This is a genomic window from Veillonella sp. VA141, assembly GCF_003992175.1.
In the GTDB taxonomy this organism is placed as follows: Bacteria; Bacillota; Negativicutes; order Veillonellales; family Veillonellaceae; genus F0422.
In genome coordinates this window covers 23,564-38,026 of the sequence record NZ_RQVM01000004.1, presented here as the reverse complement: position 1 = coordinate 38,026, position 14,463 = coordinate 23,564, and the positions used below count along the sequence as shown (strand labels likewise).

Below are 14,463 nucleotides of genomic sequence, written 5' to 3'. Positions count from 1 at the left end.
CCTAGACTAAACCAGCTGTCGCTAGTTCCATTATTTTTTCTTCTGTCGCTTCATGTGCATCCAAGATGCCACTCATATATCCATTACTCATAACCATAATGCGATCACTCATACCCAATAACTCAGGCATTTCTGAGGAAATCATAATGATACTTTTACCAGCACTAGCTAGTTCATTAATAATGGAATAAATTTCATATTTCGCCCCTACATCGATGCCCCGTGTCGGTTCATCCAAGAGTAGGATTTCTGGATTCGTATTTAACCAACGGGCAATGAGTACCTTTTGTTGGTTACCACCAGAAAGACTTTGAATTTTCGTTTCTGTAGATGGTGTTTTCACTCGCAAGGAAGTCACACCTTCTTTTGTATCGTCTAGTCGTTTTTCATCATTCAATAGTTTGAACTTATTTTCATATTTCGGTAGCGCTGCCATCGTTGTATTATCTACAATGGTGAGCATTGGGAAAATCCCTGTAGTACGGCGTTCTTCTGTAAGCAATGCCATACCCAGTTTTTTCGCATCTCGAGGGTGACGAATACGCACTTCTTTGTCGTGTAAATAAATCTTTCCAGATTCAATGCCACGAAGACCAAATAAGGCTTCGATAACCTCTGTTCGTTGCGCTCCTACTAGACCACCTACACCAAGAACTTCACCTTTACGAAGAGAGAAGCTTACATCTTTAAAAGAATGTGGATGAATAGATGTTAATTTTTCTACACGTAATACTTCTTCACTTGGAGTATTTGTTTTTTCAGGGAATAACTGAGTCATTTCACGACCTACCATTCGTTGAATGATAAGATCTGTCGTTAATTCATCAGCATGCCAAGTACCTATATATTGACCATCACGCATGATCGTTACTTCATCAGATATGCGTAGGATTTCTTCCATTTTATGAGAAATATATATAATTGCAACCCCTTTTTTACGCAAGGAGTTAATGATTTTGAAAAGATGTTCTACTTCATCACTCGTTAGGGAAGAGGTAGGTTCATCCATAACAATAATTCTAGATTGGTGGGAAACTGCTTTTGCAATCTCAATATTTTGTAGCTTAGAAACAGATAAATCACCAGCTAATTGTTCTGGGTCGATATCTACATCGATTTCATTAAACAAGGCTAGTGTGTCTTCTTTCATTTTTTTATGGTCCACAAATGTAAAAGGACCAATTTTTTTGGTTGGGAATCGACCTAACCATAAATTTTCCATAACATTACGCTGTAATACAGGGTATAACTCTTGATGGATCATGGAAATTCCCATTCCAAGAGCTTTTCGGGAATCTGTCATTTCTACTACTTCGCCGTCAATGACCACGTCCCCTTGATCAGGCTTATAAATACCGAACAGGCATTTCATAAGAGTAGACTTTCCCGCGCCATTCTCTCCCATTAGAGCATGTACGGTGCCTGGTCGGACTTTGAAAGTGACATTATCCAAGGCCTTTACGCCAGGAAATTCCTTCGTAATTTGGCGCATTTCTAATATGTACTCGCCCATACATTTTCCTCCTACTAATCAGATAATAAAGGGGGCAAAATGCCCCCTTACTGCATTTTCTTATTTGTCACCTAAAATCTTATCCGCATTTTCTTTTGTTACGATTTCGTAAGGTACCCAAATATATTTACCATCAACAATATCAAAACCTGTATTGTCTTTATTTGGTGTTTCGCCTTTAGCTAACACATAGGAAAGATTAAATACAGCTTGACCTTGTTTTTTAGCATTGTTTAATACTGTACCCAATAATGTGCCGTCTTTCAACGCTTGTACTGCTGGAGTTGTAGCGTCAACACCTACTACTGGAATGTATTTGCCATTTGTGAAGTAGCCTGCTGCTTTCAACGCTTCAATAGCACCTAATGCCATGTCGTCATTGTTACAGATAACAGCATCAATTTTATCGCCGTAACGGCTCAAGAACGCTGCCATTTTTTCTTGACCTTTAACGCGGTCCCACATACCTGTATCGCTAGCTAACTCTTCTACTTTCATACCTTCTGCTTTAAGAGCTTTAACGGAGTGTTCTGTACGAAGTACTGCGTCTTGGTGACCTGGTTCACCAGTAATCATAACATAGTGGATAACACCATCATTGCTATGGTATGCTTCAGGATGTTTTTTGAAGTAATCTGCTAAGATTTTACCTTGCATTTCACCACTTTGTTCAGCTTTCGCACCTACATAGTATACTTTATCCCATTTAGCCATATCTTCTTTCAATGGTTCACGGTTCAAGAATACCAATGGAATGTTAGCTGCTTTCGCTTTATCAATGATAACGCCTGCTGCTGTGCGGTCTACCACGTTAACGCCGATTGCTTTGTACTTCTTATTGATGAATAAGTCAATCTTTTCGTTTTGTGTTGGTTGAGAGTTTTGGCTATCTACGATATCCACTTTAGCTTTGTCTTTAGCAGCTTTATCAATTTCTGCACGAACGCCACTCATGAAAGTGTCATCAAATTTGTAAATAGCAACCCCAATTTGAGGTTTGTCACCGCTTGCTCCTTGATCGCTTCCGCAACCACCTAACACAAGTGCACCTACTGCTGCAGATGCAAGCATCGCTGCTTTCCAAGATCGTTTCATAATAATATCCTCCTTTTAGATATCCTATATACCTATAAGACTAGTGTATCTAGTCGTGGTACCTACCGTAACCAAGCTTCTTCAGCTCGTTTTGCACTGACAATATCAATCATACCTAACAATGTATAATAAGAACCATTGCCAGAATATTCTAGATTAATCGAATGTGCTTTGTATGAATTGCGTTCTAATACACCTCGTAAAATAGGATCCATTACTCCTACCGCATTACCCATAGCACTGCTCAAAATAATCCGCTCTGGATTAAATAAGTTCGCTATATTGGCCAAAGCAATTCCTAAATAATGACCTACTCGTGAAAGGGCCTCTAAACACACTTCATCACCTTCTACTGCGGCCTCATAAATAGGCTCTACACGAAATGCTTTGCTCACAACCAATGGATTATCTTGTACCGACGTATATCGACCTTTTTCCATTTGTTCCACTACATAGGAATGAATCGATGTTTCCGATGCGATATCTTCCAAGCGCACTTCATTGCCCTCTTCATCTAATCGAATCACACCATATCCAATTTCCCCAGCACTATCGTTAAAACCGCGGTAGAGTTCACCATGATAAATCAATGATATACCGAGTCCATAACTAAATTTAAGGACAATGAGATTATCCATTTCTTTACCACTGCCATAGTAATATTCACCCGTTGATAAACAACGAACATCATTTTCTACATATACAGGCACATGGAATCGCTCTTCTAAGATATACTTGAAAGGAATATTATTCCATTTTCCATTAGGAGAGTAAATAGAAATCCCTTTTCCTGAGTCTACAGGTCCACGCAAAACGAGGCCTATACTTTTAATTTTATAGTCTTCTTTGAAGATATCCTGTATGCCACGATACATATGTTGCATGATTTCATCAGCACTACAACCAATAATAGATGTTTCTAATTGCTGTAAAATTTGACGTCCCACTGTAGCCACATAAAAAACAATCGTATGTGTTCTTATATGGACAATCAAATAGGTTTCAATATCATGATTAAAGTCTAACAACATTGATGGGCGTCCCAATGCAGACCGCTCTTGACGATCTTCATAGACCAATCCTTTCCGAATTAAATTCGTACAAATATTAGTCACTGTGGGAGGCGTTATTTTGGTCTGTCTTGCAATCAAGGCCTTTGATACGGGGCCATGACGCCTGATGTAATTCAAAATAATTTCATCATTGCTTATTTGTGGCTTTATCATGATTCTATCTCCTTTACAGTGAATACACCCCATCACCAATTTCAGCAATATATAGACTAGGGGTAACACCTATTTGTTTCTCGTACTCTTCTGGAATAGCTCTCATAAAAGCCTCAATATGCTCATCTTTTACAAGGGCAATGGCACAACCACCGAAACCTGCACCTGTCATACGAGATGCAATACAGCCTTCTTGAGATCGTGCTAACTCAACAATCGTATCCAATTCTTTACCTGTCACTTCAAAGTCAACTTGTAAAGATCTATGAGATTCATTCAAGCAATGTGCAATCCCTGTTAAATCAGCGGCTTCCAAAGCTTTCATGAAATCTAATACACGTAAATTTTCAGTGATGACGTGACGAGCTCTACGCATCAACACATCATCAGAAATAGATTCTAAATCATCCAATGTAGCCAATGCCAAGCCAGAGATATCTTTATGCTTGCGGATAATTTCAAGAGCTGCATCGCACTCACCTTTGCGCTCATTAAATTTGGAGTCCACAAGACCTCTTTGTTTATTTGTATTCATGATGACAAGAGTATGTCCATGCCAGTTCAAAGGAACTAGTTTTCGTTCCATATGCGTGCAATCTAACAAGACACCATGGCCTTCTTTACCGTGTGCGATAGCATACATATCCATAATGCCCACTTTTACACCTACGAAATGGTATTCTACATGCATGGCCATTTTTGCCAGTTCCGTGCGATCAATTGGAGTTAGACCCAACTCTGAAAGCAACATATAACCAGTTAAATCTAGCATACATGCAGAAGAAGACAATCCTGCACCAGCTGGCAAATTACCATTAAAATAAATGTCCATACCTGGCACCTTGTGACCCTTATCTTTTAAGAATTGAATCACACCTAATGGATAATTAGCCCAATCGTGTTCAATATTATATTGGAAAGGTTCATTTACATCAACCACTACTGTCTTTTCCATATTATCAGAGTGTAAACGTACCTTGCTATCTTCACGTAAACGAATGGCTCCATAAATACCTACTTTAAGTGCCGCTGGGAATACATGACCACCATTATAGTCTTGGTGCTCACCAATAACATTCACGCGACCTGGAGCAAAATAACAATGCACCTCTCCTGAATCTTCGCCAAAGAAGGACAGAAAACGCTGTTGTAATTTATCTTTATTCATTTGCTTGTTCAACCTCACTATATAGTTTGCGCAATTCCGGTGCTGTTTCTTCTACGGCACTTGTATTCGCTGCTGCCCATGCTCCCATTTCAGAGGATGCATAGTATTTAATTTTATTGGCTTCTCTGAAAGGAGGATAGAATTGAATATTAAAGTGATAATATTCTTCATGTCCTGCATATTCAGGGCTATTTACAGGATTTTGATGATATACCATCATGTATGGGAATGGCATATTAAATAAACGATCAAAGGCTTCCGTTAATGTTTTTAACATATGCGCCAAATCTTTCGTTTCTTTTTCAGTACAATCTGTGATGTAATTCATATGGCGTTTTGGCACGACAAATACACCATAGGGATAATCTGTAAAGAACGGAATATAGGCTAAGAAAGAGTCATTTTCTCCCACAATGCGAGCATCTTTTTCTTTCTCAACTTGATTCATTTTACAGAATAAGCATTCACCATGTTCATGATGATGATCTTTCGCACTATCTAGTTCCACTTGTAGCTTCTGTGGTACAAAGGAATAGCCATATAATTGACCATGTGGATGTGGCATTGTCACACCTACAGCTTCCCCTTTATTTTCAAAAGGATAGATATATTTAATTTTTTCATCTTTTGCTAATTCACTATGACTCTCTTTAATAAGGTTTAGTAATTTAACAATATGATCTTCCGATAATTCGTAAAATTTAGCAGTATGCTCTGGAGAATATAAGATAACTTCACATTTCCCATAGTTTTCTTGACTTTTGTAAAAGTCATTACCATCTTCATAAGGAGCCTCTGGCGTTTGCGTTAAGGCTGGAAAGTCGTTATCATATTTCAACACATCATAATCTGCAGGGACTTTTTTATTAATACCTGGGCAGAATGGGCACCAATCCTTTGGCATCGTTGGGCGTGCTTTACGGTTTGAAGCGACCATTGTCCAAGTCCGCAATAAAGGATTCCATCGTAATTCCGACATGGAATACCTCCAATCTATAGTTATATGCTTTAAAAAATGAAAGATAATTTTTATACATACCTATTCTTTCATATTTTAACATTTTTTTCAATACTTAATTAAATAATAAGTTATATGATTTACTCATAGTCTGATGAGCAGCATGATTTTTATCACAATTTTTCTCTTATTAGATACAAAACCGGCGCCACATCCCCCTTCTCTCACTGCATTCTGAATGTTCGTTCAGGGGAATATGGCACCGGTTTCTTATTACTACGGCGTCGATTTATATAAAATTATAGTACTCCATAGATTATGAGTACATCATAGGAGGGCTTATTCGGAGGGGGAATGGGATAATATAGTATATTTACTATTATCTTTTCTTCCAAAGATAATTAGTAGTTAACTCCCCTCTATTTTTCTTATATCATAGGTATGTATCGTTTCGATATCTGTAGGACTCCTATCCATATCATACAAAATATTTTTTAAATATTTTTCTTGCTTTTATATATACAAATACAATTTACTAGTAGTATGACTAAATGTAATAGATACTAAAGTTCACTAGAAGAAGGTATCTTGTGTGCCGCTTTGTTTGACTTCCATTTGGGCCCGTCGTTCGTCGGTGATGAAGAAGTCTGTTTTCATGTTAATGACATGCAACAATCCTCGCATAGAATCTACACCTTTTTCTTTCGCTGCTGCAATGGCTACTTTAGCACATACTTCAGAGTCATCCAAGGCATTGTGATGGTTAAATTTGATACCTAAAAATCCACCCAATGTATTTAATTTATGATTCACCAAATCAGGCCATACTTTTCGTGTTATGCGGACGGTGCAAGTATATTCTAAATCGGGCCATTCAATATTGTAATGGTCCAAGGTGGCACGTAACACGTCGATGTCGAACTTCGCATTGTGTGCTACTAACAGTTTACCTTTTAAATGGTTATTATAAATCGCCGGCCACAACTGATCAAAGGTAGGCTTATTCAACACTTCTTCCGGTTGGATACCATGGATACCAATGAACTCTTGGTTGAACTGCATCACTGGGGGCTTGATTAAACTATAGCCACGTTTTGTGATCCGTCCATCTTCCACAGTCACCACAGCTAAGGAAATAGCACTATTCTTACTTTCATTAGCCGTTTCAAAATCTAAGGCCACAAAATTTAACATATATCCTCCTCACGCAAGACTTTAACATCTGCGATTACATCAAGAAAAAGCAGATGCATCATAGCATCTGCTTTTATTATATAGTATTTTTAATGAAAGTAAAATCGATTATTGAATCGCTTTCTCAAACACTGCTTTGATTAAAGATTTTGTTTGTTCGTAGCTTTCACCAGGTTGTGCTTCATATTGTTTGTCCAAATCAAACCACAAATTTGGATAGTATTCGTATGGATGTGTTTTGAACAATTCTACAGCATCTTGATCTTCTACCCAGTTAATTTTGATGTCTTTGAACGCAGGGTTTTCTGCTTGCAATTCTTCGATAGCGCGGAATGCGTTAGCGCAATATGGACAATGATGTAAATGGAAGCCTAAAATTTCTTTCATAGTATACTCCTTTCATCGAATCGATGTTTTATATCGAATTTATTCAATTATAAGATTAGTATACCACAAGAAAATTCATGTTACAACTATAAGCCAGCGTGGTATGTCAAAATTGCAGTCCAAGATGTATGAATCCAACTAGACACATCAACCTTTGTCTGTAGTGCAACGGCTAAAAACATGGCTCCTGTAATTACGGTGGCAGTAGTACTGCTCATAATCGCATCAATTCGTTCTAACATAAGAACACATCCTCTCTAATCTCTTACTTTATATGGCTGAAAGTCATCATTGCACCCAGTCTTTGTAGTAGATGCTCTCAGTTAAAAATCTAAACTATCTTTCATAATAACAAAGATATGAAACACTTTGTCACTTATGATATACTATTAGTATAGTGAAATTAAAAGATTTGACAAGAATCACTTTTTTAATTTTGTTATTTACGAAACATATATAGAAAAATATCCTATATTGAACAAGTATCTCATTTTGTTTGATTCATATATGTAAGGAGGAATTATGGATAAACGACAAATGAAAACTAGAAAAGCTATTTTCGACGCCTTTGTTAGGCTTTTAGAACATAAAAATTATAATGCTATCATCGTGCAAGACATTATCGATGAAGCCCTCATTGGCCGTAGTACATTTTACGCACACTTTGAAACAAAAGAAGATCTATTAGAAGCGCTCTGTCACGAATTATTCTCTCATATTATCGACACTGCATCAGACTTCTCCCATGCTCATGGCTTATATAAAAACAGCCACATCAAGGAAGCTATCTTCCTCCACATCTTGCAGCATTTAGAGGACAACGATAATAATATTTTGGGTCTTCTTTCCTGTGAAAGTAACGAACTCTTCCTACGTCATTTCAAGAGCAGTCTGAAAGAACTCATCCAAAGTCATTTCTTAAACAATCAAACTTGTCCACACAACAATATCCCTCATGATTTTATCTCTAATCACATTGCAGGATCTTTTGTAGAAATGGTTCTTTGGTGGCTGGAAACTGGTCGAGAGTATTCCATTGAAGACATGTCACGATACTTTTATCATATTACAGAACCACTGATTTTGGAACATCAACATTAATACCATAAACAAACGCAACAAGGCGCTACCTTAAGCAAATTCGCTCATCGGTAACGCCTTTTTGTAGTAATATCAACTGTATATGTTTTTAATTGTCAGTAAGATATTCTTTATGGCATATTATTGTGCCGACTAGAATGTAAAACATCCATCTACTATCGATTACGCTATTTTGTAAAACAACAATTTTCATTAGAAACATATTAGACCGCCAAGGAAAACCGTTTTTTTGCCAATGGCAGGAACAGCACTAAAATAATAGATTCTAATAGGTACGTGAGCACATAGGTCATCCATATGCCGTCATTACCGAATGGAGGGATAAGTAATTCTTGCATGCCTACAAAGAAGACCACTGCAATGAACATCATATTCCGGATAGATGCGGTCTGACCGATGCCATTGTACATACCATATAATAATAATCCTACTGCCGCACAGATAGGATAGAGCAATAGATAATGGGAATATTCCATAGCCATCGTATAGATAGCCGGTACCGAAGTCATCACCATAATCAAATCATTGCGGAATAAACCTAGTACGACTTCCATAATCACAACATACACAGCTAGGCAGACTAAGGAAATTTTTAAGGTATCTTTCCAAAGCACCAAGTTACGCTTACCAAAAGCTTTTCCAGTAAATACGCTGACCCCATTAGCCTGTCCATCCGTGAAGTATGCCATGATGAAGATAATCTCTAAAATGACTGCATTTGTCGCTAATACATCACTACCCATGGCACTGCCTGCCTTGGCAAACAAATTGTTGATGGTCAGTAAACACAAGGTGCGTAGCATAAGATCTGTGTTGACTTTCATAATAGATAGGAATGGTTTCACCCGTTTCAACGTATTCCATATATGGGGTGTTAGGTCTAACCGTTCACGAACTAAGTACATGGCACCAAGCCCTACTAAGGATGCATAGATTTGGGAAATCAAAGAGGCCCAAGCCACCCCCTTTACTCCAAAGTCAAAGCCAAATACAAAGAGAAAGGACAAACCAATATTCAACACATTCATGGAGATTTGCATAATCATAGTGGCTCGAATCATCATCTGTCCCATAAGCCAACCTAAAGTAACATAATTGACCAATACGAAAGGAGCTCCCCAGATTAAAATATCTGTATAGTCCGCCATCAAAGCGATTACCTCTGGGTCGGGATGCATAAAACTTGCATAGTAATCAAATATCCACGGATAGCCAATGATAAAGGCTAAACTGATAAGCAATGCAATGATGAGAGGCCGAAAAAAACTTAAGGATGTACTTTCCTTCGATTGTTCCCCCAAAGCTTGTGCAGAAAACACCGTAGTGGCTACCCGCAAGAATCCAAAGAGCCAATACATATTGTTGAACAAGATTACGCCTAGCGCCACCGCTGCGATATACATGGCATTATCCATATGTCCCATAATCGCCGTATTCGCCAGCCCTAGCAAGGGTTGTGTCGCCGTAGAAATCATAAATGGAATTGTCACTTTTAAATAGTCTTTATAGGTCAATCGTTCTTCCATAGTACCCTCACAAAAAAAGGGAGCCCCTTACGGTGCTCCCCTTGAAACATTCTATTCTAACACCATTTGATATAATTATTATATTAAAAGATGTTCACGTATAACAAATATCCATTATTCATAGATTTTGTACTACTTTGCAAAACAATCTATTCAGTTGTTGAATATTACCGTCATCAACTGATTAGCGATCTAAGTTATAGACAGCACTCAATAATTGTTTTGTATACGGATGCTGCGCTTCTGCTAAGGCATCTCCACTGAGGCGCTCTACTACTTCCCCTTTATACATGACCACCACTTTGTGGCAGAATAAATGGACTAATGCCAAATCATGACAGATAAATAAGTAGGTAATACCCTTTTCTTTTTGCAAGCGTACCAGTAGCTCGATGATGGTATCTTGTACAGACACGTCAAGAGCACTTGTAGCTTCATCGCAGACGATGATTTCTGGCTCCAATGCCAAGGCTCTAGCGATGGCTACACGTTGACGTTGACCACCACTCATGTTATTTGGATAGCGGCCTGCAAAATCTTCTGGTAGGTCTACCATTTTTAACAGCTCACGAGCTTTTGCATCTACGTCAGCTTTGTTGATCAACCCAAAATTGCGCAATGGTTCACAAATGATATCACGCACTTTCATCTTCGGATTGAAAGCGGCTGTTGGATCTTGGAATACCATTTGAATATGACGATAATTTTGGCGTTTTTCTTCGCCTTTCAATTTCGTAATATCCTTGCCTCGGAACATCACTGACCCCGAGGTAGGCTCATGCATGTTCATGATCGTTTTCACCAAGGTGGACTTACCACAGCCAGACTCCCCTACGATAGCTAAGGTTTCGCCTCGCTCTACATCGATGGAAATGCCATTACATGCACGCAACGTAGAACCGTCAGCGAGAGGAAATTCTTTCACAATATCTTGAATTTGCATAATAATATCAGACATAGCGTTTTCCTCCAATTTCTGGCACTGCACTGAGCAATTGCTTCGTATACTCCGCTTGTGGGTTGCGAATGATTTCCTCAGCTGGCCCATATTCCACCACAGCCCCTTGTTTCATCACCATGATTTTATCAGACATATGAGCTGCTACACCAATATTATGAGTTACAATGATCATAGACGTTTTATTTTCACGGTTAATGCGCAATAATTCTTCTACAATTTGCGCTTGTGTTGTTACATCTAGGGCCGATGTAGGTTCATCCCCCAATAATAACTTAGGAGAGAATGTGATGGCCATGGCAATCCCTACACGTTGGCGCATACCGCCACTGAGCTCAAATGGATAGGCCTTCATGATGGCCTCAGGATGTGGCAAATTGGTAAGAGCCAACATTTCGATAGCTTTTGCCTCTGCCTCTTGTTTAGACATCGTACTATGCAATTGAATAAACTCTACAAATTGCTTCCCGATAGTTTGGATAGGATTCATCATATTGCCACTATCTTGGAAAATCATAGCAATATGATTGCCCCGTAAGTCTAACCAGTCTTTTGTGGAAAAAGATAGTAAATCTTGACCGTCAAAGGTAATGCTGCCTTCAGACACACGACCTGTATTGGGCAATACCCCTAATAGGGCACGGATGACCGTAGTCTTACCACTGCCGGACTCCCCTACAATGGAAACTATCTCCCCTTCAGCTAGGTCTAAGTTAACTCCTGCAATCGTAGGATTTGGATTATTTCCGTAGGTAACAGCTAAATTTTTAATACTAAGTAACATATAGATCCTTTCTGACTATTTCGTGAGTATGGTACTGAAAGTTACTGCTACATGCAACAAGGGGAGGCACTGTGCCTCCCGATTGTTGCGGACATCTACAAAGGATTATTTTGCTGGTTTAATATCTTTCGTTAACCAGTAGTAGTCTGTTGGATACATCACTACATTTGTTAACCAAGTGTTATTGACAAGATTTGTTTTAGGGTAACCTAAGAACAATGCTGCCCCATCATTCAATAAGATTTGTTGTGCTTCGATAATTAAGCTTTGACGTTTAGATTTGTCGAATTCAACTGCCAATTGATCCATGATGGCATCATATTTAGGGTTGCTGTAACCAGAACCATTTTGAGGGTTTTCACCATTCACGTTAGTTTTCCAGTACCATTTTAAGAAGATTTCTGGGTCACCAGTGTTCGCTGTTACGATGTTGGAGATCAACAAGTCATAGTCGCCATCGATACCCATTTTATCAATTAAGTTATAGTCCACAGTTTCGATGTTTACTTTAATACCGATTTTTTTCATATCGGATTGAACTGCTTCTGCATAGATTGGAAGTTCTTGACGACTGTTGTATACTACGAAACGCACTTCTAAGTTCTTACCATCTTTATCTACAAATCCATCACCATTTGTATCTTTCCAACCTGCTTCTGCCAATAATTGTTTAGAACGTTCAGGATTGTATGCATTAGGGTCTTTCAAACCATCGAAACCATAATCCAAGCTTGGTGGAATTGGTGCTTTACCAGGAATGAACGTACCTTTCAACAATACTTCGTTGTAGGATTTACGGTCAGTACCGCTGATGAAGGCAGCACGAACTTTTTCGTCACCTAATACACCTTTTTGGTTAATACGAGCTAATACCGTACGCAAGGATGCGATTTCATCTACTTTGAATTTGCTGTCATTACGCATAGTTTCAATGTCGCCAGCGCCGATATTAACTGCCATATCTACGTCGCCATTTTGCAATGCTAATGCACGAGTTGTAGGGTCATCGATAGATGGAATTTCTACTGTTTTGAAAGGAACTTCCCCATCCCAGTAATTTTCGTTAGCTTCTACCACTGCTTTTTCTTTAGTGAAAGATTTCACTTTGTACGGGCCAGTACCGATAGGACCTTCTTTCGCGAAGTCACGGCCAGCTTTTTCAGCGGACACATCTACGATGATAAATAATGGGTCAGCCAAGAAACCAGGTACATTTGGATACGCTTTATCTGTGGTGATGATCAAGTTTTGACCTTCTGCTTTGATATCTGTGTATTTGAAGAATGTAGCAGCACGTTTATTTTTCTCGAAAGCACGCTCAATGGATTCTTTTACCGCTTCTGCCGTTACTTTATTACCATTGGAGAATTTAGCTTTGTCGTTGATTTTAAAAGTCCAAGTCAATTTATCGTCAGATACAGACCAGCTTTCTGCCAACCAAGGTTGCGTATTCATTTTGTCGTCGAATTTAGCTAATGTTTCGCCAATACCGTAACGCATAACAACCCAACCAAAGTAGTTTTGTGTTGGCTCCAATGTGTCTGCGAAGTTTGTAACCCCAATTTTTAATACACTTTTGTCGGCTGGTGCCGCATTGTCGCTACCGCAACCTGCAATCACACCTAATGCTGCTACTGCCATAACGCCAAATGTAGCATTACGAAGCCATTTTTTCCAACTTTGTTTCATCTTCAGTTCCTTTCTATAAAACTTACTACTAACACATTAATGTGAATCTGTACTACGTGGATCCAAGATATCCCGCAGCGAATCGCCCCATAAATTGAAGATGGTAACCACAATGAAAATGGCTAACCCTGGATATAACATCAATTCTGGTGACGATAACATATATTGACGGTTCTCATTGAGCATTAAGCCCCATTCTGGCGTCGGAGGCTGTGCCCCAAAGCCCAAGAAGGAAAGTCCCGCAACTTCCATCATCATAGTCCCGATATCCATGGCCCCTGTGATAACAATTAAAGGCAGAACATTTGGTAAAATATGGCGCCATAAAATGGTCATTTGTTTTGTTCCATTCACTCTAGCTGCCGCAATGAAATCGTTATGGCGAAGTTTAATCACTGCAGAACGGATCATTCGTGCGTATTTCGCCCAGCTCACCACCACGAGAGCCAAGATCGCATTGATGGCGCTACCCCCCATAATGCCGGCAATGGCAATGGCCAATACCACCCCTGGGAAGGATAACATAATATCTGTAAAGCGCATCAATACAAGTTCTACTTTGCCTCCAAAGAATCCAGACAAAATTCCCACTACTGTACCAACAATGGCTGTTAGAATCACTAGAATAATTGTCATAAATAAGGAAGTTTGTGTGCCGTAAATAATACGGGAGAACGTGTCACGCCCCAATTTATCAGTACCCATCAGATGATCTGCAGAGGGCTTTAAGAAAGCTTTTGACATATCTGCATTGAACGCATCATGCGGTGTGATATAAGGAGCAAATATAGCAATTCCTACTACGATAGCCACTAAGAGGGAGTAGAAAGAAAAGCGTTTGTGTTGCAAAATAAATTCTTTCAT

General features: G+C 38.9%; 14 protein-coding genes. 1 reads left to right on the top strand and 13 read right to left on the bottom strand.

Going from position 1 to position 14,463, the window contains the following annotated elements; all coding sequences use genetic code 11:
- Position 1: 1 nt before the first annotated feature.
- From EO112_RS05290 to EO112_RS08275, 8 genes are all read right to left on the bottom strand, one after another.
- The gene (locus EO112_RS05290; protein ID WP_062401480.1) at positions 2-1,513 is read right to left on the bottom strand and encodes a sugar ABC transporter ATP-binding protein; all 1,512 of its coding nucleotides are present in this window, start codon (positions 1,511-1,513) and stop codon (positions 2-4) included.
- Positions 1,514-1,573: 60 nt separating this feature from the next.
- Positions 1,574-2,608, bottom strand: a complete 1,035-nt coding sequence (locus EO112_RS05285) for a galactose ABC transporter substrate-binding protein (RefSeq protein WP_009353273.1) — start codon at positions 2,606-2,608, stop codon at positions 1,574-1,576.
- 62 nt (positions 2,609-2,670) lie between these two features.
- Positions 2,671-3,834, bottom strand: coding sequence for an ROK family transcriptional regulator (locus EO112_RS05280; protein WP_240629349.1), 1,164 nt, complete (start codon positions 3,832-3,834; stop codon positions 2,671-2,673).
- A 13-nt stretch (positions 3,835-3,847) separates the two neighbouring features.
- Positions 3,848-5,002, bottom strand: a complete 1,155-nt coding sequence (locus EO112_RS05275) for a galactokinase (protein WP_127163315.1) — start codon at positions 5,000-5,002, stop codon at positions 3,848-3,850.
- On the bottom strand, positions 4,995-5,981 hold the full coding sequence (galT, locus tag EO112_RS05270; RefSeq protein WP_127163313.1) for a galactose-1-phosphate uridylyltransferase: 987 nt from the start codon (positions 5,979-5,981) through the stop codon (positions 4,995-4,997). Before galT ends, EO112_RS05275 begins: the two co-directional genes overlap by 8 nt.
- Positions 5,982-6,533: 552 nt before the next feature.
- Positions 6,534-7,154 (bottom strand): 3'-5' exonuclease, encoded by a 621-nt coding sequence (locus tag EO112_RS05265; RefSeq protein WP_127163311.1) that lies wholly within the window; start codon positions 7,152-7,154, stop codon positions 6,534-6,536.
- 108 nt (positions 7,155-7,262) lie between these two features.
- The gene (locus EO112_RS05260; RefSeq protein ID WP_127068381.1) at positions 7,263-7,541 is read right to left on the bottom strand and encodes a glutaredoxin; all 279 of its coding nucleotides are present in this window, start codon (positions 7,539-7,541) and stop codon (positions 7,263-7,265) included.
- Between the two features lie 86 nt (positions 7,542-7,627).
- Positions 7,628-7,783 (bottom strand): hypothetical protein, encoded by a 156-nt coding sequence (locus tag EO112_RS08275; protein ID WP_164723951.1) that lies wholly within the window; start codon positions 7,781-7,783, stop codon positions 7,628-7,630.
- A 280-nt stretch (positions 7,784-8,063) separates the two neighbouring features.
- On the opposite strand from EO112_RS08275, the gene EO112_RS05255 reads away from it, so the two are divergent.
- Positions 8,064-8,642, top strand: a complete 579-nt coding sequence (locus EO112_RS05255) for a TetR/AcrR family transcriptional regulator (protein WP_009353294.1) — start codon at positions 8,064-8,066, stop codon at positions 8,640-8,642.
- 203 nt (positions 8,643-8,845) lie between these two features.
- On the opposite strand, the gene EO112_RS05250 is transcribed toward EO112_RS05255, so the two are convergent.
- The 5 genes from EO112_RS05250 to nikC form a co-directional block, all read right to left on the bottom strand.
- Positions 8,846-10,168, bottom strand: coding sequence for an MATE family efflux transporter (locus EO112_RS05250; protein WP_127163309.1), 1,323 nt, complete (start codon positions 10,166-10,168; stop codon positions 8,846-8,848).
- Positions 10,169-10,352: 184 nt separating this feature from the next.
- The gene (locus EO112_RS05245; RefSeq protein ID WP_127163307.1) at positions 10,353-11,126 is read right to left on the bottom strand and encodes an ABC transporter ATP-binding protein; all 774 of its coding nucleotides are present in this window, start codon (positions 11,124-11,126) and stop codon (positions 10,353-10,355) included.
- On the bottom strand, positions 11,119-11,910 hold the full coding sequence (locus EO112_RS05240; protein ID WP_127010989.1) for an ABC transporter ATP-binding protein: 792 nt from the start codon (positions 11,908-11,910) through the stop codon (positions 11,119-11,121). The genes EO112_RS05245 and EO112_RS05240 overlap by 8 nt, the downstream gene beginning before the upstream one ends.
- 105 nt (positions 11,911-12,015) lie before the next feature.
- The gene (locus EO112_RS05235; RefSeq protein WP_206168568.1) at positions 12,016-13,599 is read right to left on the bottom strand and encodes an ABC transporter substrate-binding protein; all 1,584 of its coding nucleotides are present in this window, start codon (positions 13,597-13,599) and stop codon (positions 12,016-12,018) included.
- Between the two features lie 36 nt (positions 13,600-13,635).
- Positions 13,636-14,463, bottom strand: coding sequence for a nickel transporter permease (nikC, locus tag EO112_RS05230; RefSeq protein ID WP_127010990.1), 828 nt, complete (start codon positions 14,461-14,463; stop codon positions 13,636-13,638).